Below are 17,115 nucleotides of genomic sequence, written 5' to 3' on the forward strand. Positions count from 1 at the left end.
TGCGCCGATCGGGACGGTTCAAAGGTTGCATGTTCTCAAAGCGCCTGGCTGGAGGGACGAGGAGACATAGTTGCCCCGCAGGCGAGCGGCCCGCCAACGGCACGCAAATTGCATTGTTACTGGTACGCTCACCGAAATTGGGAAAAGCTGTAGCAAAGTGAGACAGACGGCACATTTTCGACCGGTCGGCTTGGCCTCAATAGGGCTCGGCCATTATGCCGTTATTAACTCTGTGTGGGATGCCGCGCGCACGCTGCTGCACGATTGGCCAGTAGACGACGGCGAAGAATATTTCGAAGCCGTGAAATCCTGCCTGGATGCGATCATCGGCGATCTCCCGCCGGATGAGGTGCGGGCATCCTTCATCAGGGCTGCGCAGGAAGCCGGTATCGCCGTCATCGAAGCTGCGGACTGAACGCCCGCCGTGTTTCTACCCCAGGCTCCGGCCTGATCCCGTTGAACACCCAAATCCCTCCCGACTTGACTTTTCCGGCCGAGGTTCTATTTTAGAACAAATCAGGAACATCGGAGATGGTCATGACGCATACGGAACAGGTGATCGCCAACGCCCTAGCTCTTGTCGAAGCGTCCCGCGCGGCGCGCGAGCGGGATCAGCTGCGGCGCGCCGCCTGGCAGAGAAAGGTCGAACTCAGCCGGCCGCTGCCGCCCTTGCCACGCCCGGTTCAATTGCCACTGGCGCTAAACTGATGCAGCCGGCAAAGATCTTGCAACCCGAGCCGGCTTGGCCCGATTCAGCGCGGCCCGATCCGGCTTGGCCCGATACAGCTTGGCCAGATCCGGCGTGGGAAGTCGAAGCCGTGCTTGCCTGGCATGACGACAATGCCAAGGCGGCGATCCGCTCGCTGCTCGACGACTGCAAACATCTGCGCCAGCAACTGGCGCTGGCGGAGAGAGCGATCAGCCGGGGAATGACCCGCGGTTGGACGCCGCGATACGAGCGCGACGCCCTCTGAAACATTTGCGCTGCGCGCCATTGGGGATCGGCGATCCGCCTGGCGGCGGGGCGACCGGCAGCCTGGAACGGGATGGTTTCAGGCCGGGTCCGCCTCAAATAGAATTCTGCTCCAAGCGGCTCAGGCATCATGTTCCAAGGCCGACATTTGCCAGATAGGCATCCAGCGCCAAGGCATCAGACGATCCGACGATGGCGCCGACATATCCGTCCGGGCGCACGAGCGCCCAGTCACCTGGGGTCAGAGCGTAGGCGTCACGGAAGTGCCCGGCTTTATCAAGGATATCGCCGCGCCGGCCGATCCTGTGGATGTGCAATCCGCTGCGCGGCGGCACAGTGACTTGCTCGACCTCGTAGCCGAGCAGCGTCCAGTGCGCGCCGCTGAACAGTTCGAACAGCCGTCTCGGCTGGCCGGCCGCACCCGTGAGCGGCGCATCCGGCGCGCGGTCGCCCGCCAGCAGGCCGCCGCGGCGCTCCGGCTTTTCCAGCGCGATGGAGGATTCGGGATAGCCGATATCCAACTGATGGACCTCGCGGCCGCGCCGCATCTCGCCCCGCTTGAGTTGGTCGAGAAGATCTGTGGCAAGACCCAACATCGCCGCGGCGACCGGGCGACGCTCTTCCTCATAGCTGTCGAGCAGTGCATCAGGGCCGCCGGCGACGACTGCAGCCAGCTTCCATCCGAGATTATAGGCGTCCTGAACGCTGGTATTGAGGCCCTGTCCGCCGGTCGGCGGATGCGTATGGGCAGCATCGCCGACCAGGAACACGCGGCCGAGCCGGTAGCGATCGGCAAGCCGGGCGTTCATGGTGAAGGCCGAAGCCCAGGAGACCGAGTGGACGTGAATATCGTCGCGGCCGGTGCGCTCCGCGACCAAGGCGGTCAACCATGAAGCGGAAAGGTCGATCTCGCCTTCGAGCGGAATGGGTCCCTGGATCTGGAACAGTTCCGTTCCCGCGAGCGGGCAAAGTGCGATCTGTCGCCGCATGTCGCCTTCGCCGAAGCGATGCCAGGCGTCGCGCTCCAACCCCGTCAGCATGACATCGGCGACGATGGCGCGCACGCCGAGCGTCTTGCCGGGAAAACCGATATCAAGCGCGTGGCGTACGAAGCTGCGCCCGCCATCCGCGCCGATGAGCCATCGCGCCTGAATAGTCTCTTCGCCAAATGGTCCCGTGAGCCGCGCCGTCACGCTTGCCTCGTGCTGTTCGAAGCCGATGAGTTCGCATCCGAACTCCGGCTGGTGCCCCAGTTCGAGCAGGCGCTCGCGCATCACGCCTTCGGTCAGGAACTGCGGCACCATCAGCGGAAGATGGTAGGGCTCGGCGGGCGTCGGCTCCCCACGCAGCACGGCTTCGGATTCGCTGAAGATTCCGTCGTCGCGATATTCTCGCTGCAGGGGATAGGCGCCGCCGAGCGCGACGATCTGGTCGAGAATGCCGAGATCCTCGAAGACCTCCTGCGTTCTTGGCTGAATTCCCTTGCCGCGGGAGCCGCGGAACGGGTCGTTCAATTTCTCGATCAGGCGGAAGGATACGCCGCGCCGCGCCAGCTCGATCGCCAGCGTCAGCCCGGCCGCGCCGGCGCCTGATATCAGCACGTCGACTGAAGAATTCTGTGTCATTGCGATCTCCATATGTGTATTATGCACATAATAGGAGAATGGATATGGCGTCAACAAAAAACGTGCAAAATACACATATGTCCGAAAGGTTGCGCGAGTTGCATAGGGCATTGATCGAGATCGTCAGCGTCATGAACCGGCCCCAGCGCGATGAGCAGATGGTCCGCGAGGCCGGTATTTCGCTCGATCGCGCCCTGTTTCCGCTGCTGGTCACGGTGGAACGGCTTGGTCCGATCGGGGTGGTCGAACTTGCCGATCGCGCCGGGCGTGACTACACCACCGTCAGCCGCCAGGTCGCCAAGCTTGAAAGTCTTGATCTGGTGGAGCGCCGCGGCAGTACTGCGGATCGTCGCGTGCGCGAGGCGGTGATAAGCCCGAAGGGCAAGGCGATGACCGATCGCATCGACGCCGCGCGCGAGCGCATGGGCCGCGCCATCTTCGAGCGCTGGGACGAGCACGACTTCAATGAACTGGTGCGGCTGATGCGGAAGTTCGCCCGTGATATTAGTGGCGATATCGGCAATGGCGCCGAGGAGCCGCAGACAGAAGGCGGCTGACCGGCGGACGACCCGAGAGGCCATGTCAAAGCACTTTGGCGGCCGTGACTTCGACTTCCACGAGGAATTCGGGGCGGGTGAAGCCGCTGATGATGATCAGCGTCGAGGCCGGCTTCGGATCGAGTGTATAGCGATCGCGCATGGCCATATAGGCAGGGAAATCCTCACGCTTCGTCACGAAGCCTGAGATGCGGATGACGTCGGCAAAACTCATTTCCGCCTCGGCGAGAATTGCTTTGATGGCCTCGAAGCAAAGTTCTGCCTGTGCGCCGATATCTTCCGGCACTTTCTCGTCGAGACCGATCCCGAGCTGCCCCGAGGTCACGAGCAGCGAGGCCCCGGCCGGCACCAGCAGCCCGTGATTGTAATTTCCGAATGGACGACGGACAGACGCCGGATTGAAAATCTTCTTCATGGGCATTCCTTGCTTCAATGAGGATGCTACCACGACCAACCACCCGGTCGGGTCTTAAAACCGCTCCATCGCCATCTTTACCTTCTCCAAAAACCTGGCCCGGGTTTCCGGCGTGCAGTTGTTCATGTCGTAATGGGCAAGAAAGGTGACCGGCCGCAGCGGATTGATCTGCGCCCTCAGCACACGCTTGACGATCTTCTTCGGCGGGTTGCCGGCGGCGAAGGCGCGAAACGGCGTCGCGCCGTATGTCAGCACGGCCGCGAGTTTCCTGATGTGGCGCAGCCGCGATTCCACCTTGCCGTCGACCAACTCGAAGGAGACGCCAGGAAGCCAGACGCGGTCAAAATAACCCTTCAGGATCGCCGGAAAACCGAAATTCCAGATCGGCGTCACCAGCACCAGCGCCTCGGCCTGCTTCAGCCGCTCGACATAGGATTTCACCAGCGCGGTATTGCCGGGATAATCGTGATAGGCGAGCCGGTCGTGGCGGGAGAGCACCGGATCGAAATTCTCGGCATAGAGATCGCACGCATCCACCTCGTGACCGGCCTCTCGCAGGCTTTCCAGCGTCTGTTTGTAGAGCGCCTTGCCGTAGCTTTCCTCGACCGGATGCGAATGAAGCACGAGAACTCTCATTAGGCCTCCATGACGCTCGCAAGCCCGGGGAAGAGATAATTCTTGCCGGCATTGAAATCGAAATCGGGATTCTCCCAGGCGATCATCTTGCCGGGGTTCAATAGCCCTCTCGGGTCCGTTTCCTGCTTGAAGGCGAGCTGTACTTTGTCGGTGCGCTTCATGCCGCCTTCCTCTAGCGTATAGCGATGCGGATTGAAGATCGGGCAGCCGTGATCCTGGTGGATCTTGATGATCTCCTCGAGGCGCTCCTCCGTGGTATAGCGCACCAGCGGCAGGCCGGAGCATTGGATCTGCCCGTCGAACCTGATGAATTCGAGATGTCCAGGCACTTCGTCGCCGAAGATCTCGACCATCTTGGCAACCTTGGCGACGTGATCCGGGCCTGGATACTGAACCTGCAGATAGGTGAAGCCGGGATCGACCTTCAGCGCACGCAGCGTCGTGTGGTTCCAGGCAAGCTCATAGGCATGCGGAATACCTTTCATGCTTTCGACCGTGTCGGAGCGGAAGATGATCTCGCCCTTGTTGGCGGCGGCAAAGGCGAGGAAAGCGTCCATCGAATGCGGCGCGATCATCAGCACCACCACTGACTGGCCCTTGCGGATATAGGGCCTGTGGCGGGTGAAATAGTCGTGCGAGATCGGTGCCGCGATCGGCGCGATTTCCTTGACGAGGATGCCGTTGCATTTGGCCAGCGCATCCGAGAAGCGCACCGATGCCATGAAGTCGTCATAGCCGACAAGCACGTCGACCCAATCATAGGCAGGGGCGAGCGGCATTTCGATTTCGGTGATGATCCCGTTGGTGCCGTAGGCATGGCTGACCTTCTGCAGGTCCCAGCCAGTCAGGTCGAGCACGCGCGGCTCGGCCTCCATGGTGACGACGCGCAGACGCAGGATATTGCCGAGATCGCGCAGACCGCCCCAGGTGATCGACCCGACGCCGCCGGAGCCGCCGGCGATAAAGCCGCCGACCGTCGCCGTCTGCGCCGTCGACGGGTGGAAGCGCAGCTCCTGGCCGGAATGCGCTTTGGTCTGCTTGTCGAGCTGGGCAATGACGATGCCCGGTTCGCAGACAACCCGGCCGGGATGGATTTCCTTGATTTTGTCCATGGCGGCAAGGTTGAGCACAATGCCGCCGGAAAGTGGCATGGCCTGGCCGTAATTGCCGGTGCCGGCACCGCGCGGCGTTACCGGCACGCCGTGCGCGAAAGCGACCTTCAGCGCCCGGATGACCTCTTCTTCGTTTTTCGGCGTGACGACGAGATCGGCCGTGACATTGTCGAGCTGCGCCTTCAGGATCGGCGAATACCAGTAGAAATCGCGGCTTTTCTGACGCACCAGCGCCGGATTGTCCTCGACGGCGATGCCTTCGAGTTGCTTTTTGATCGTCTGATAATCCGGCATGTCAGGCTCCAACGACGCTGTCGAGTTCACGGTAGTCCGGCAGGCTGCGGTCGATCACCTTGCCGCGGCGAAGCACGACGCGGTCAGACTGCGGACGGGAAAGAAATTCGCTCCAGCGCCGGGCGCTGAAGAGCACGAGATCGGCCAAGGCGCCAGCGGCGATGCGCCCCTTGTCGGGCCGGCCGAGAATATCCGCAGGCGAGGTGGTGACGACGCGCGCGGCCGTGTCTAGCGGATGATCGAGATGCAGAATGCGCACCGCCTCGCGCAACACCTCGACCGGGTCGAGATCACCATACGCATAGAAGGGATCACGCGTATTGTCGGAGGCCACTGCCGTCGCAACGCCGGCCGCCGCCAGTTCCTTGAACAGGGTGACGCCGCGCCAGCGAGGCGTCCGGCCGGGGTAGCGGTCCTGCAGATAGAGGTTGCACATCGGCAGCGAGACGATGGAAAGGCCGGCTTTTGCGACGAGCTCGACCGTGCGTTTTGCCGTCTCCTCGTCCTGCCTGGCGAGCGAGCAGCAATGGCCTGATGTCACCTTGCCGTCGAACCGATTGCGCAGCACGGCTTGTGCGATCGCCTTCAGCGTCTCGGCGGCAGGATCGTCGCTCTCGTCGACATGAAGATCGACGTCGAGGCCGTTATCGGCGGCAGCCCTGAAAAGCACATCGAGTTGGCTGTCGAGATCGGCGGTCATCCGGGTGACGCCGCCGATCAGCCCGCCTTTTTCGCGGACGACGGTGACCAGGTCGGCGAAATAGGTCGCGTCCACCATATTTTCCAGCGGGAAGAGCGCCACCGCCTGCAGCGTAATCCTGTCTTTCCAGGCCTCGCGCATCTCGGCAAAAACCTCGAAGGAAATACGGTGCTGCGGCGCCAGGGAATCGAGATGCGTGCGGATCAGGCTGGTGCCGTGCGCATAGGCCGAACGCAGCGAGAATTCCATGCGCTTGCTGACATCAGCCGCCGACCAGTGCGCCTCCCGGTCCGTCCGCACCGCGTCCAGGGCGCCGATGAAGGTGCCGTCGGGATTGGCGTTGCGCGGCCAGATATGCCCCTTGTCGAGATGGGTGTGCATGTCGGTGAAGCAGGGCCAGACCATGCCGTCCTTCAGATCGGATCGTGGTAATTCCACCGGCGCTGCGCCCGCCGGCAGCAGCGCGGAGATGACGCCATCGGCGATGACGATATCCGCCTTGACCAGCCCGTCGATCGCCGGCGCGTCAAATCCCTCGACGGCGACGGCAGGCAGCGTCGCATTGCTCAGCACGAAGCGGCCGGCATTGGGCGGCGAAAGGAAGGAATAGGTCATCAGTTTTCTCGTTTCAGGCTGCTCTCATGCCAACGGTGCAGGGCGAGCCAGGAAATGAAGGAGGTGACGGCGAAGATCGCCACGCCAAGCAGGGAGAGCATCAGCAGCGCGGCGAAGAGGCGCGGAATGTTGAGCCGATATTGTGCTTCGAGCAGCCGGAAGGCGAGGCCGGAGCCGGCGCCAGCCGAGCCTGCCGCGAATTCTGCGACGACGGCGGCGATCAGCGCCAGACCGCCGCCGATCCTGAGGCCCGTCATGAAATAGGGTTGGGCGGCGGGCAGTTTCAGAAAGAGCAGCGTCTGCCAGCGCGAGGCGCCGTAAAGCTCGAAGAGGTTGATGAGATTGTGGTCGACGCTCTTCAGCCCCTGGACCATGTTCGAAAGGATCGGGAAGAAGGCGACGAGGAAGGCGCAGATCAGCAGCGCCACCTGGGTCGACGGCGCATAGATCAGGATCAGCGGCGAGATCGCCACGACAGGCGTCACCTGCAGGATGACGGCAAGCGGATAGAAGGCAAGCTCGATCCAGCGCGACTGCACCAGGAAGATCGCAAAGCCGACGCCGCCGACAAGGGCCAGCATCAGCGACAGGAAGGTGATCTTGGTGGTCACCCAGAGGGCAGGGGCAAGCGTACCCCAGTCCGTCACGAAAGCGTTAGCCACTGCGGCCGGACCCGGCAGGATATAGGGCGGCACGCCCGAGAGCTTCACATAGGCGTACCAGATCAGGATCAGCAGGCCGATAACGAGGAAGGGGATGGTGATGCGCAGGGCGAGATCGCGGCGCCTTGCGCCTGCGACATGGGGAATGGCATTTGCAGCAAGGTGAGGGAGCTGCGGCGGCGTATCAGTTTGGTCACGCATCAATGCTCTCCCGCCGCGTTGATTGCCCCGATCAGCGAAAGGGAGACCGTCTCACACGCCTTCCGGTATTCTTCCGAGGTGCGGTAATGCTCGTCGCGTTCCAGGCTGGTGGTCAGAAGAACATCGGCATGCACGCGTCCGGGCCTTGCCTTCATCACAACGATGCGGTTCGAGAGATAGGCGGACTCGAAGACCGAATGGGTGACGAAGATGACGGTGATGCCGGTCGCCTTCCAGAGCCGCAGCACGTCGTCGTTCAGCCTCTGCCGAGTGATTTCGTCAAGCGCCGCGAAGGGCTCGTCCATCAAAAGCAGCTTCGGTTTCGTAACCAGCGCGCGGGCGATAGAGACGCGCATCTTCATGCCGCCGGAAAGTTCGCGTGGATAGGCTTTGGCGAAATCCTGGAGGCCGACGGTGGTCAGCACCTGCATGATTTCTGCATGCGCTGACGCCTTCGAAATCCGCCTCAACCTCAGCGGCAGGTGGACATTGTCGAACACGTTCTTCCACGGCATCAGCGTCGGCTCCTGGAAGACGAAGCCGATATCGCCCTCCGGCAGGCCCTTCGAATTGATGCGCGAACTCGGCCAGCCGATCGTTCCCGACGTCACGTCGCCAAGGCCGGCGATGATGCGCAGCGCCGTCGACTTACCGCAGCCGGAAGGGCCGAGCAGGCTGACGAACTCGCCGCTTTCGACAGTGAGCGACATGTCGGAAAGGGCAACGGTGCCGCTGGAAAAGACCTTCGAGACCGACTGCATCGCGACCAGCGGCCGCTTGCGCGTCTCTTGCGGGGATCGGGCCTGGGCTTCTGCTAAGGGCATGCCTGTCTCATTCACCAGGGGAGGATGGGGTCCGCCACCTCAGGCGGACCATCGGCCGACGTCGGAGGGCTTACTTCTTCATCGCCATTCCGGTGCTCTTGCAGACGAATTTCGTCGTGAAGGCCTTGGTGTAGTCGGTCTCCGGCTTGAACACCTTGATCGCCACCATCTCGTCGAAGAACGCCTTGTAATGCGCGTCGGTGATGCAGCCGATGCCCTTGTCCAGGCTGTCACCGGATTCGATGATGCCGTATTCCTTCATTTTGGCGATGGAGTAGGCGATCTGGCCATCCGTCATTTCAGGATTGTCCTTCTTGATCAGCTCGTTCGCCTTGCTGTTGTCGCCGTAGAGGTAGTTGTACCAGCCCTCGATCGAGGCATCGACGAAACGCTGGACGACATCCGGTTTGCTGTCGACCATCGTCTGCGTGGTGGTGATCATCGTCGAATAGGGCGAATAGCCGTTATCGGCGAGCAGGAAGACCTTCGGTTCGAAGCCGGCCTGCTTCTGGATCTCGTAGGGCTCGGAGGTGAGGTAACCCTGCTGGGCGGATTCCTTGTCGGCAAGGAATGGCGCGGGGCTGAAATTGTAGGGCTTGTACTGCTCGTCCTTGAAGCCCTTGTAGTTCGCCTTCATCCATTCGAAATAGGTGAGGTAACCGTCCTTGCCGAGAAACAAGGTCTTGAGCTTGGCGAGGTCCGCGAATTTGTCGATACCCATGCCCGGATGGGCGATCAGGACCTGCGGATCCTTCTGGAAGATCGCTGCGACGTCGACCAGCGGGATGCCCTGTTCGACAGCCGATATCTCGCCCTGCGGCCCACCCATGTAGAAATCGATCTTGCCGGAGATCAGCAGCGCGCTGTTGGCCGCGTTCGGGCCACCCTGGACGATGGTGACGTCGAGGCCGTGTTTCGCATAGGTGCCGTCGGCGACCGCCTGGTAGAAGCCGCCGTGCTCGGCCTGCGCCAGCCAGTTCGTGCCGTAGCTTACCTTATCGGCCGCATGCGCCGAGACAGCAGCGGCGAGCGCGCCGCCAAGGCCGATGAGCGCGGAAAAGACCGTATTCTTCAGTGCATTGGGCATGATCAGCGTTCCCCTTCTGAGTTCGGAACGCCCATTGCGACGCCCGATTTTCTTCATTGGAGCGATTGCTTTGCTCTTTGAAAAGCATCAAATTTCGTGCGCAATGATGCCTTTTCGGCATCTCATCAGAAGCCTGTGCCTAATTTGTGCTGTCTGCTTTAATTTTATGCAACGAGGTTGCGATGCTGCACTCCAGAAAGCTTATCTACATCAATGAGATCGCGCGCTCCGGCTCGATCCGCAAAGCCGCAGCGCGGCTGAACGTGGCGTCATCGGCGATCAACCGGCAGATTCTGGCGCTGGAGGAGGAAATGGGCGCTCCGCTCTTCGAGCGCCTGCCGCGCGGCCTGCGCCTGACGGCGGCCGGTGAACTCTGCATCGAACATATTCGCGAGGTGCTGAAGAATTACGAGCGGCTGGAGGGGCGCATCCGCAGCCTGAAGATGCAGCAGGCGGGCAAGATCCGCCTGGTCACCACGGTCGGCCTTGCCGCTGGGCCGCTGCCGGAGATCATCGCCCGGTTCCAGTCGGAACATCCGCGCGTCTTCATGCAACTGCGCAATGATGCCGGCACGACAACGGTCAATCCGGTGCTGTCGGGCGAGGTGGATATCGGCCTCGGCTTCAATATCCCGGCGACACCCGGCATTCGAACGCTCGGCAGTTTCGATATTCCGATCGGCGTGGTGCTGCCGCCCGGCCATCACCTGATCGGTTCGGGTCCGATCAACCTAGCCGATATCGTCCAGGAACGCCTGGTGCTGGCCCAGCAGGGCACCAGCCTGCGTGAAGTGATCAACCTGGCGCTGGCGCGTCTCGATGTGCATGTCGAGCCGGTGCTTGAAACCAATGCGTCGGAGATGCTGAAGAAGCTGGTCAAGTCAGGGGCGGGGCTGACGATGCTGAACCCGCTCGACGTCATTACCGAATGCCGGCAGGGCGAGCTCGTCTTCCGGGCGATTGCTGAACCGCACGCGCGCCAGCAGCCGATGAAGCTTTTTGCCCGCGCCCGTGCGCCGCTCGATTCCGCCACCAGCCTGTTCGTTGAATATCTGCTGGCCGAACTTGCCGGCCTCGTGCAGGAACTGCAGGCCAAGGGCCATATCGCGATGGAAAAGCCGATCACCCAGTAGGTCGCCCTGGCCGGCGCTATTGTGAATAAAGGTTGGAAAGCGGATAGCGCGTCAGGTCGTAAAGCAACTCGATGAAGCCCCTGACTTGATGGCGGCAGATCGCTTCGCCTTTTTTGACGGTTCCGAGCGAGGCGTCGCCGACGACGCCGTTCGGATTGAGGTCGTGGGCGATCCAGGCGAGCGAATGGGGCGGCAGCGGCTGGATGTATTTCGATTGCTCGCGCATCCATTCGGCCTTGGACGCAAAATTCTGCGCCTTGTCCATCCGCACCAGATCGGGGCGGAAATGGAGCATCAGCGAGGTCTCGACCTCGCCGCCATGGATGCCGTATCTCAACTCGTGCTCGCTGATCATGCCTTCGGGATGGCCGAAGCGGCCCCATTGCGTCGAGATGACGGCCATCTGGTAGCGGACGCGCAGCTCGCGCGCGACGATACTCATGATGTCGACATTGCCGCCATGCGAATTGACGATGACCATCTTGCGGATGCCGGCTTCGGCAACCTTGGCGCCGATCGCCGTCCAGACTGGAATGAGCAGCTCAGCGCCGAGCGACAGCGTTCCCGGTCCGTAGATATGTTCGTTCGCCTTGCCGATCTCTTGCGTCGGCAGAACCAGGAAATCGAGATCGTCAGGCTTCTGCTTTCGCAGTTCGGCCAGCATGCCGTTGGCGATCGCCACATCGGTCGCGATCGGCAGGTGCGGGCCGTGCTGTTCCGTCGAGGCGATCGGCAGGATGGCAATGGTCGTATTGGCCGAAAGTCCGGCGAAATCGGAGCTGTTCAGTTCGTTCCAGTAAAATGGCATTGCCATCGCCGCGCCTCTCATTGCCGTTTCGACAGTGAGTAGGAAATATCGCTGCACGCGAAAAGCATCAATTTGCGCCCGCACCGATGCCTTTTTGCGGATGATACAGCAACGAGGGCCGCGCAGAGGGCAGAGAGCGGGGGCAGGCGGTAACCATTGCATAAGCCCTGGATGCGGCTGGGAACTCACTGGAGCCATTGCGCCGGCGCGCCTGCAATGGTTTTCTAGCGCCTCTGCAATTCAACGCTCTCCGGTGATTCCCAATGTTCGATATTCTGTGGCGCGGCCTGGCGATCGGTGCTGGCGCAACCATCCTCATGGACCTCTGGGCGATCGTGCTCACCAAGGTTTTCGGCCAGACGGCGCCCAATTGGGCCCCGGTCGGCCGCTGGTTCTGGCACCTTCGCCGCGGCAAGGTCTTTCACGACAGCATCGCCGATGCCGAGCCCTATACGCATGAACTGGCGCTCGGCTGGATCAGCCACTACGCCGTCGGCATTCTCTATGGCTTGATCTTTGCGCTCATCATGGGGCAGGCGTGGCTGGCGGCACCGACATTTCTCCCCGCCTGGATCTTCGGTATTCTCACCGTCGGAGCAGGGTGGTTCCTGCTGCAGCCCGGCCTCGGCATCGGCTGGGCCGCATCGAAACATCCGACGCCGAACAAGGTGCGGTGCTTCAATTTGCTCGCGCATACGGTTTTTGCGCTCGGGCTCTACGGCACGGCGCTGATCATTCGCTGAGACTGAGGCCTGCCCCTCACCCAGCCAACCGGGGTCGAGCCACTCGTCTCGACCCGTCCTTCGGACCGCCGTAAAAAACGGGGAGAGGGGACGTGCCGTGCGAGAGCTAGCGGGGAACGGAGAGGTCGCGGCTTGTCCCCTTCGCCCCGTTTACGGGGAGAAGGTGGCGGCAGCCGGATGAGGGGCCGCCGTCCGCGCGAACCTCGCCCTACCGCGCCGCCCAGTTGGCGCCGCGGCGGAAGATGGCCTTCATCTCGGGCACGTCGAATTCCTTGGCCTGGTGGCCGAGTGAAGAATAGAAGACCCGGCCCTTGCCGTATTTCCGCTTCCAGACGACGGGCATGACGACGCCGTCGATCCAGTAGGCGTGGTTGCCGGTGAATTTGGTCGTCGCCAGAACCTCGTTCGAGGGGTCGACATGCATGTAATATTGCTCCGACGTGTAGGGGAAATCGGCAATGCCCTCCATCAGCGGATCGTCGGGCCGGGTGATGTTGACGGTATAGTCGATGATGTTGCCGGGGTGCGCCACCCATTGGCCGCCGATGATGAACTGGTAATCGACCGAGTCGCGGAAGGCATCGCCCGCGCCGCCGTGATAACCGGCGATGCCGACGCCGCTCTCGATGGCGGCGGCGAGGTTCTTGACCTCCTCCTTCTCGATCTTCGACATCGTCATGATCGGCACGACGAGGCTGAGATCGTGGACCGAAGGGTCGGCAAGCGCCTCGGTGCCGTGTTCGAGATAGACCTTGAAGCCGTCCTCCTCGAGCATGGTCTTGATGACTTCGGCGCATTCCTGCGGCTCGTGGCCGCTCCAGCCGCCCCAGACGATCAGTGCTTCACGCATAGTCTTTCCTCCTGAATTTATTTCGCCAGCCGTCCGTCGACGATGGAATCGGACAAGGGGGCGGGGCGCACCACCGCCGTGGTGATCGCCACCGTGCGCCCGGTCGCAGACGCGGTGTGGAACGCTTCCATGACTTCGAGCACATGCAGCGCCAGATCGCCATTGGCCCGATGCGGCCGGTTGGAGCGGATCGCATGCGCCATGTCGGCAACGCCGAGCGAGCGATAATTGCCGTCGGCATAGGGTGCTGTGAGTGGCTGGTCCTCGAATTCGCCGCCCTTCTTCAGATATTCCACCGGGCCGCCGAATTTGTTGGGATCGGGGACTATAAGCGTGCCCTCGGTTCCGTAGATTTCGAGCGGCACATGCTTGTGGCCGGCGACATCGAAGCTCATGGCGATCTGCACGACGGCGCCGTTCTCAAAACGCATCATGCCGGCGACATGCGTCGGCACATGCACGGGAATATGTTCGCCGTTGCGCGGCTCGCTGGTCACCAGCCGCTCTGTACGCGGCGTCGACGCAAAGCCGACAACCTCAGACACCGGCCCGAGCAGATTGACGAGATCGGTGATGTAATAGGGCCCCATATCGAGCATCGGCCCGCCGCCGACTTCGTAATAGAAGGCGGGGTTCGGATGCCAGCGCTCATGGCCCGGGCACATGAAGCTTGCCGAGCCGCCGACCGGCTGGCCGATGACGCCCTGGTCGATCAGGATGCGGGCCGTCTGGTGGCCGCCGCCGAGGAAAGTATCGGGGGCCGCACCGATGCGAAGATTCCGCGCTTTGGCGGCGTCGGCCAATTTTTTCCCTTCTGCGAAATTAATCCCGAGGGGCTTTTCCGAATAGGTATGTTTGCCGGCTTCGAGGGCCTGCAGCGCAACAGCGACATGGGCTTTCGGGATCGTCAGATTGACGATGATCTCAACCTTGGGGTCGGCGAAAAGTTCCTCGACGGTCTTTGCCGGAACGTTGAATTCGATAGCCTTTGCCTCTGCCAGTTCCCGGTTGAGATCGGCGACGCCGCGGATATCGAGAATGGGAAAGGATGCCATCGCCTTGAGATAGGCGCCCGAAATATTGCCGCATCCGATGATGCCGATACCGACTTTATCCATGAAGTCCTCCATTCATTATGATTGTGCTGCTCGTCAGAGCGCCGGCCCCGTCGTGCTCCAGGGCGATTCGTAGAGTTCGTAGAGCGCCACCGCAGCCGCACCCTGGGCCCAGAAATCATCGGTCGAATCGTCGAAGACGAGTTCGCTGACGCCGCGCAGCGACGGCGGAATGGCGAGCGCATAGGCATCGCGCAGGCTGTTCAAAAACGGCTCGCCGAGCGCCAGGCTCGATCCCACCAGAATGACCCGTGGCGGCGCAAACAGCGTGACGATGTTGGCAACGGTCAATCCCACCGCTTCGCCGGCGCGGATGGCAGCACCAATCAGCCGGTCGTCATCGGCCTTGATCAGCGCCTGGGCATGGTTCATGCCGCGCCCGAGTCGGATCGCTTCGGCAAAACGCCCATCGGCCAGCTGTTCGCCGAGGATTGCGCTTTCGCCGGCCTGGCTGAACAGCCGCACGACGCCATTCGGTCCTGTGCCGAGCACGAGGTCGCCGAGATTGTGGCTGAGGCCACCGGCGCCGCGGAACAGGCTGTTGCCGTGCAGCACGCCGAGCCCCAGCGTCTGTTCCAGCGAAATCAGCACCATATCCTCGAGATCGCGCGCCTTCCCGAACCAGTGATGGCCAAGCGTGATGGCGTGGGCGTCGCTTTCGACGATGGTCGGTGTCGAAAGCCGCGTCGACATCTCGGCGGCGAAATCGACATTGGTGTCGCGAAAGATCGGGCTGCTGCGGATATAGCCGGTGCGGTGCTCGATGACGCCGGGAAAACCGAGGCAGACGCTGTCGACGTCTTCAAGCGACAGCCCGGCATCGACGACACAGCGCCTGACGCCATCCTCGACCAGATCGGCAATGACGCCGATCGGCTGCCGGTCGAGGCGGATCGGCAAAGCCAGCTTCGACAGCACGTCGCCGCGGAAATTGGTGACGACGAACACCATCCGGTTGGCGGCGATCTTGCCGCCGACCACACGCGCCGCATCGGGATTGAGTTCCAACATCACCCGCGGCCTGCCGCGCACCGCCTCATTGCGGATATCGCCTTCGTGACGCGGCAGGATCAGCCCGTCGTCGAGCAACGAGGCGGTGATGGCCGAAACCGTGGTGGTGGAGAGTTCGGTGCGCTCGCTGATCTCGATCCGCGAGATCGGCCCATGGCGTCGGACGGTATCGAGCACGTTCAAGCGATTGATCGCGCGCATTAATTCGGGATCTGCGGTCTTCATGAGAACTAGCCAGGCAAGCGTTTCGTTGGGCGGAACCCAAATATTTATAACGGGTTACGAAATAAATAGCCGGCAATTTCGTGGCCCTGTCAAGCGCATTTGATAAAAATAGCGGCATTGGGTTGACATTGGATGAAAGCTCCGGTGAATTAATCCGCATAGGGGAAAAATTGTGAGGATAGACCCCTGGGAGGAAAAATCATGAATTTTATGCACAAAAGCGCCGCTCTCGGCGGCAGGCGCATCGCATCCGTGGCCGCGGCAGCCGGCCTGTTGCTGTTGGGGGCAGGCGCCGCCTCCGCGACGACGGTGGTCAAGTGGCTGCATCTCGAGCTCGACCCGAAAAACGTCGCGGCCTGGGAAGACATCGTCAAGAAATACGAAGCCCAGCATCCCGACGTCGATATCCAGATGCAGTTCCTCGAAAACGAAGCCTTCAAGGCCAAGCTTCCCACTCTGCTGCAATCCGACGACGTGCCGGATTTCTTCTTCAGCTGGGGCGGCGGCGTCTTGAAGCAGCAGTCCGAGACCGGCGCGCTGCAGGATGTGACGGCAGCCCTCGATGCTGATGGCGGCAAACTGCGCAACGCCTATACCCCGGCCTCGGTCAACGGCCTGACCTTTGACGGCAAGACCTGGGCCATCCCCTATAAGGTCGGTCTGGTCAGCTTTTTCTACAACAAGGCGCTGTTTGCCAAGGCCGGCGTCAAAGCCGAGGACATCAAAAGCTGGGCCGATTTTCTCGCCACGGTGAAGAAGATCAAGGCGGCCGGCATTGTGCCGATCGCCGGCGGCGGCGGTGAGAAATGGCCGATCCATTTCTACTGGAGCTATCTCGTCATGCGCGAAGGCGGCCAGAAGGTTTTCGACGCGGCCAAGAAGGGCGAGGGCGAAGGTTTCCTTGATCCCGCCATCATCAAGGCCGGCGACGATCTCGCCGAACTCGGCAAACTCGAACCTTTCCAGCCCGGCTATCTCGGCGCGACCTGGCCGCAGACGCTCGGCGTCTTCGGTGACGGCAAGGCGGCGATCATCCTCGGCTTTGAAGCAACCGAAGCCAATCAGCGCAAGAATGCCGGCGACGGCAAGGGCCTAGCACCTGACAATATCGGCCGTTTCGTCTTCCCGACGGTCGATGGCGGCGCCGGCAAGCCGACGGATACGCTCGGCGGTCTGAACGGCTGGGCCGTTACCAAGAAGGCCTCCAAGGAAGCGATCGATTTCCTCGCTTTCCTGACGAGCGCGGAGAACGAGCGGGTGATGGCCAAGGCCGGCATGCTTCTGCCCGTTGCCGTCGGCGCCGATGATGGCGTCGTCAATCCGCTGCTGGCCGAATCGGCCAAACAGCTTGCGGGTTCGACCTGGCATCAGAACTTCTTCGACCAGGATCTCGGTGCTGCCGTCGGCCGTGTCGTCAACGACGTCTCGGTGGAAATCGTTTCCGGGCAGATGAATTCCAAGGACGGCGCCCAGATGATCCAGGACGCTTTCGAACTGGAACAATAACCAGCGCCAGCAGACCCTTCCCG

The 17,115-nt window shown here is 61.9% G+C and carries 19 protein-coding genes; 7 read left to right on the plus strand and 12 right to left on the minus strand.

Annotation, left to right across the window (positions count from 1 at the left end):
* The first annotated feature begins 157 nt into the window (after positions 1-157).
* From HJB84_RS11105 to HJB84_RS11115, 3 genes are all read left to right on the plus strand, one after another.
* Entirely contained in the window at positions 158-415 is a 258-nt protein-coding gene (locus tag HJB84_RS11105) for a DUF982 domain-containing protein (protein WP_207584309.1), read from the plus strand.
* Between the two features lie 122 nt (positions 416-537).
* Positions 538-708 (plus strand): hypothetical protein, encoded by a 171-nt coding sequence (locus tag HJB84_RS11110; protein WP_010069037.1) that lies wholly within the window; start codon positions 538-540, stop codon positions 706-708.
* Positions 708-974, plus strand: a complete 267-nt coding sequence (locus tag HJB84_RS11115; RefSeq protein WP_207584155.1) for a hypothetical protein — start codon at positions 708-710, stop codon at positions 972-974. Before HJB84_RS11110 ends, HJB84_RS11115 begins: the two co-directional genes overlap by 1 nt.
* Positions 975-1,101: 127 nt before the next feature.
* Here HJB84_RS11115 and HJB84_RS11120 read toward each other — a convergent pair whose 3' ends face one another.
* On the minus strand, positions 1,102-2,598 hold the full coding sequence (locus tag HJB84_RS11120) for an FAD-dependent oxidoreductase (protein WP_207584156.1): 1,497 nt from the start codon (positions 2,596-2,598) through the stop codon (positions 1,102-1,104).
* A gap of 44 nt (positions 2,599-2,642) precedes the next feature.
* Between HJB84_RS11120 and HJB84_RS11125 the strand changes: the two genes are divergently transcribed.
* Complete coding sequence (locus HJB84_RS11125) at positions 2,643-3,155, plus strand: MarR family winged helix-turn-helix transcriptional regulator (RefSeq protein WP_207584157.1); 513 nt, start codon at positions 2,643-2,645, stop codon at positions 3,153-3,155.
* Positions 3,156-3,180: 25 nt separating this feature from the next.
* Here HJB84_RS11125 and HJB84_RS11130 read toward each other — a convergent pair whose 3' ends face one another.
* The 7 genes from HJB84_RS11130 to HJB84_RS11160 form a co-directional block, all read right to left on the minus strand.
* Positions 3,181-3,570, minus strand: a complete 390-nt coding sequence (locus HJB84_RS11130) for a RidA family protein (RefSeq protein ID WP_221115941.1) — start codon at positions 3,568-3,570, stop codon at positions 3,181-3,183.
* Between the two features lie 54 nt (positions 3,571-3,624).
* Positions 3,625-4,206 (minus strand): NAD(P)H-dependent oxidoreductase, encoded by a 582-nt coding sequence (locus HJB84_RS11135; RefSeq protein WP_207584159.1) that lies wholly within the window; start codon positions 4,204-4,206, stop codon positions 3,625-3,627.
* The gene (locus tag HJB84_RS11140; RefSeq protein WP_221115942.1) at positions 4,206-5,612 is read right to left on the minus strand and encodes an FAD-binding oxidoreductase; all 1,407 of its coding nucleotides are present in this window, start codon (positions 5,610-5,612) and stop codon (positions 4,206-4,208) included. Before HJB84_RS11140 ends, HJB84_RS11135 begins: the two co-directional genes overlap by 1 nt.
* A gap of 1 nt (position 5,613) precedes the next feature.
* Positions 5,614-6,927, minus strand: coding sequence for a cytosine deaminase (locus HJB84_RS11145; RefSeq protein WP_207584161.1), 1,314 nt, complete (start codon positions 6,925-6,927; stop codon positions 5,614-5,616).
* Complete coding sequence (locus tag HJB84_RS11150) at positions 6,927-7,790, minus strand: ABC transporter permease (protein WP_259669482.1); 864 nt, start codon at positions 7,788-7,790, stop codon at positions 6,927-6,929. The genes HJB84_RS11145 and HJB84_RS11150 overlap by 1 nt, the downstream gene beginning before the upstream one ends.
* On the minus strand, positions 7,790-8,614 hold the full coding sequence (locus tag HJB84_RS11155; RefSeq protein WP_221115943.1) for an ABC transporter ATP-binding protein: 825 nt from the start codon (positions 8,612-8,614) through the stop codon (positions 7,790-7,792). Before HJB84_RS11155 ends, HJB84_RS11150 begins: the two co-directional genes overlap by 1 nt.
* A gap of 70 nt (positions 8,615-8,684) precedes the next feature.
* Positions 8,685-9,701 carry an ABC transporter substrate-binding protein gene (locus tag HJB84_RS11160; protein WP_221115944.1) on the minus strand — a complete coding sequence of 339 codons (1,017 nt, stop codon included), beginning with the start codon at positions 9,699-9,701 and terminating at the stop codon, positions 8,685-8,687.
* A 182-nt stretch (positions 9,702-9,883) separates the two neighbouring features.
* Here HJB84_RS11160 and HJB84_RS11165 point away from each other — a divergent pair, with 182 nt between their 5' ends.
* Positions 9,884-10,834 (plus strand): LysR family transcriptional regulator, encoded by a 951-nt coding sequence (locus HJB84_RS11165; protein WP_207584164.1) that lies wholly within the window; start codon positions 9,884-9,886, stop codon positions 10,832-10,834.
* A 16-nt stretch (positions 10,835-10,850) separates the two neighbouring features.
* On the opposite strand, the gene HJB84_RS11170 is transcribed toward HJB84_RS11165, so the two are convergent.
* Positions 10,851-11,648, minus strand: a complete 798-nt coding sequence (locus tag HJB84_RS11170; RefSeq protein WP_221115945.1) for a creatininase family protein — start codon at positions 11,646-11,648, stop codon at positions 10,851-10,853.
* 257 nt (positions 11,649-11,905) lie between these two features.
* On the opposite strand from HJB84_RS11170, the gene HJB84_RS11175 reads away from it, so the two are divergent.
* The gene (locus HJB84_RS11175; RefSeq protein ID WP_207584166.1) at positions 11,906-12,385 is read left to right on the plus strand and encodes a DUF2938 domain-containing protein; all 480 of its coding nucleotides are present in this window, start codon (positions 11,906-11,908) and stop codon (positions 12,383-12,385) included.
* 208 nt (positions 12,386-12,593) lie between these two features.
* Here HJB84_RS11175 and HJB84_RS11180 read toward each other — a convergent pair whose 3' ends face one another.
* Genes HJB84_RS11180 through HJB84_RS11190 form a run of 3 tightly spaced genes read right to left on the minus strand, consistent with a single transcriptional unit; the run spans position 12,594 to position 15,586 of the window.
* Positions 12,594-13,235 (minus strand): ThuA domain-containing protein, encoded by a 642-nt coding sequence (locus HJB84_RS11180; RefSeq protein ID WP_221115946.1) that lies wholly within the window; start codon positions 13,233-13,235, stop codon positions 12,594-12,596.
* A 17-nt stretch (positions 13,236-13,252) separates the two neighbouring features.
* The gene (locus HJB84_RS11185; RefSeq protein ID WP_207584168.1) at positions 13,253-14,353 is read right to left on the minus strand and encodes a Gfo/Idh/MocA family protein; all 1,101 of its coding nucleotides are present in this window, start codon (positions 14,351-14,353) and stop codon (positions 13,253-13,255) included.
* A gap of 33 nt (positions 14,354-14,386) precedes the next feature.
* Positions 14,387-15,586, minus strand: a complete 1,200-nt coding sequence (locus tag HJB84_RS11190) for an ROK family transcriptional regulator (RefSeq protein WP_207584169.1) — start codon at positions 15,584-15,586, stop codon at positions 14,387-14,389.
* A gap of 201 nt (positions 15,587-15,787) precedes the next feature.
* Between HJB84_RS11190 and HJB84_RS11195 the strand changes: the two genes are divergently transcribed.
* Entirely contained in the window at positions 15,788-17,092 is a 1,305-nt protein-coding gene (locus tag HJB84_RS11195; RefSeq protein WP_221115947.1) for an ABC transporter substrate-binding protein, read from the plus strand.
* Positions 17,093-17,115 lie beyond the last annotated feature (23 nt).

Source organism: Rhizobium sp. NZLR1b, from assembly GCF_019685155.1.
Taxonomy (GTDB): domain Bacteria; phylum Pseudomonadota; class Alphaproteobacteria; order Rhizobiales; family Rhizobiaceae; genus Rhizobium.

What these genes read in the sequence shown, in the direction of transcription:
- HJB84_RS11115 (WP_207584155.1), top strand. Translation starts at nt 708, where the DNA reads ATGCAGCCGGCAAAGATCTTGCAACCCGAGCCGGCTTGGCCCGATTCA.
- HJB84_RS11120 (WP_207584156.1), bottom strand. Translation starts at nt 2,598, where the DNA reads ATGACACAGAATTCTTCAGTCGACGTGCTGATATCAGGCGCCGGCGCG.
- HJB84_RS11165 (WP_207584164.1), top strand. Translation starts at nt 9,884, where the DNA reads ATGCTGCACTCCAGAAAGCTTATCTACATCAATGAGATCGCGCGCTCC.
- HJB84_RS11155 (WP_221115943.1), bottom strand. Translation starts at nt 8,614, where the DNA reads ATGCCCTTAGCAGAAGCCCAGGCCCGATCCCCGCAAGAGACGCGCAAG.
- HJB84_RS11140 (WP_221115942.1), bottom strand. Translation starts at nt 5,612, where the DNA reads ATGCCGGATTATCAGACGATCAAAAAGCAACTCGAAGGCATCGCCGTC.
- HJB84_RS11170 (WP_221115945.1), bottom strand. Translation starts at nt 11,648, where the DNA reads ATGGCAATGCCATTTTACTGGAACGAACTGAACAGCTCCGATTTCGCC.
- HJB84_RS11195 (WP_221115947.1), top strand. Translation starts at nt 15,788, where the DNA reads ATGAATTTTATGCACAAAAGCGCCGCTCTCGGCGGCAGGCGCATCGCA.
- HJB84_RS11130 (WP_221115941.1), bottom strand. Translation starts at nt 3,570, where the DNA reads ATGAAGAAGATTTTCAATCCGGCGTCTGTCCGTCGTCCATTCGGAAAT.
- HJB84_RS11110 (WP_010069037.1), top strand. Translation starts at nt 538, where the DNA reads ATGACGCATACGGAACAGGTGATCGCCAACGCCCTAGCTCTTGTCGAA.
- HJB84_RS11190 (WP_207584169.1), bottom strand. Translation starts at nt 15,586, where the DNA reads ATGAAGACCGCAGATCCCGAATTAATGCGCGCGATCAATCGCTTGAAC.
- HJB84_RS11135 (WP_207584159.1), bottom strand. Translation starts at nt 4,206, where the DNA reads ATGAGAGTTCTCGTGCTTCATTCGCATCCGGTCGAGGAAAGCTACGGC.
- HJB84_RS11185 (WP_207584168.1), bottom strand. Translation starts at nt 14,353, where the DNA reads ATGGATAAAGTCGGTATCGGCATCATCGGATGCGGCAATATTTCGGGC.
- HJB84_RS11175 (WP_207584166.1), top strand. Translation starts at nt 11,906, where the DNA reads ATGTTCGATATTCTGTGGCGCGGCCTGGCGATCGGTGCTGGCGCAACC.
- HJB84_RS11125 (WP_207584157.1), top strand. Translation starts at nt 2,643, where the DNA reads ATGGCGTCAACAAAAAACGTGCAAAATACACATATGTCCGAAAGGTTG.
- HJB84_RS11150 (WP_259669482.1), bottom strand. Translation starts at nt 7,790, where the DNA reads ATGCGTGACCAAACTGATACGCCGCCGCAGCTCCCTCACCTTGCTGCA.
- HJB84_RS11145 (WP_207584161.1), bottom strand. Translation starts at nt 6,927, where the DNA reads ATGACCTATTCCTTCCTTTCGCCGCCCAATGCCGGCCGCTTCGTGCTG.
- HJB84_RS11160 (WP_221115944.1), bottom strand. Translation starts at nt 9,701, where the DNA reads ATGCCCAATGCACTGAAGAATACGGTCTTTTCCGCGCTCATCGGCCTT.
- HJB84_RS11180 (WP_221115946.1), bottom strand. Translation starts at nt 13,235, where the DNA reads ATGCGTGAAGCACTGATCGTCTGGGGCGGCTGGAGCGGCCACGAGCCG.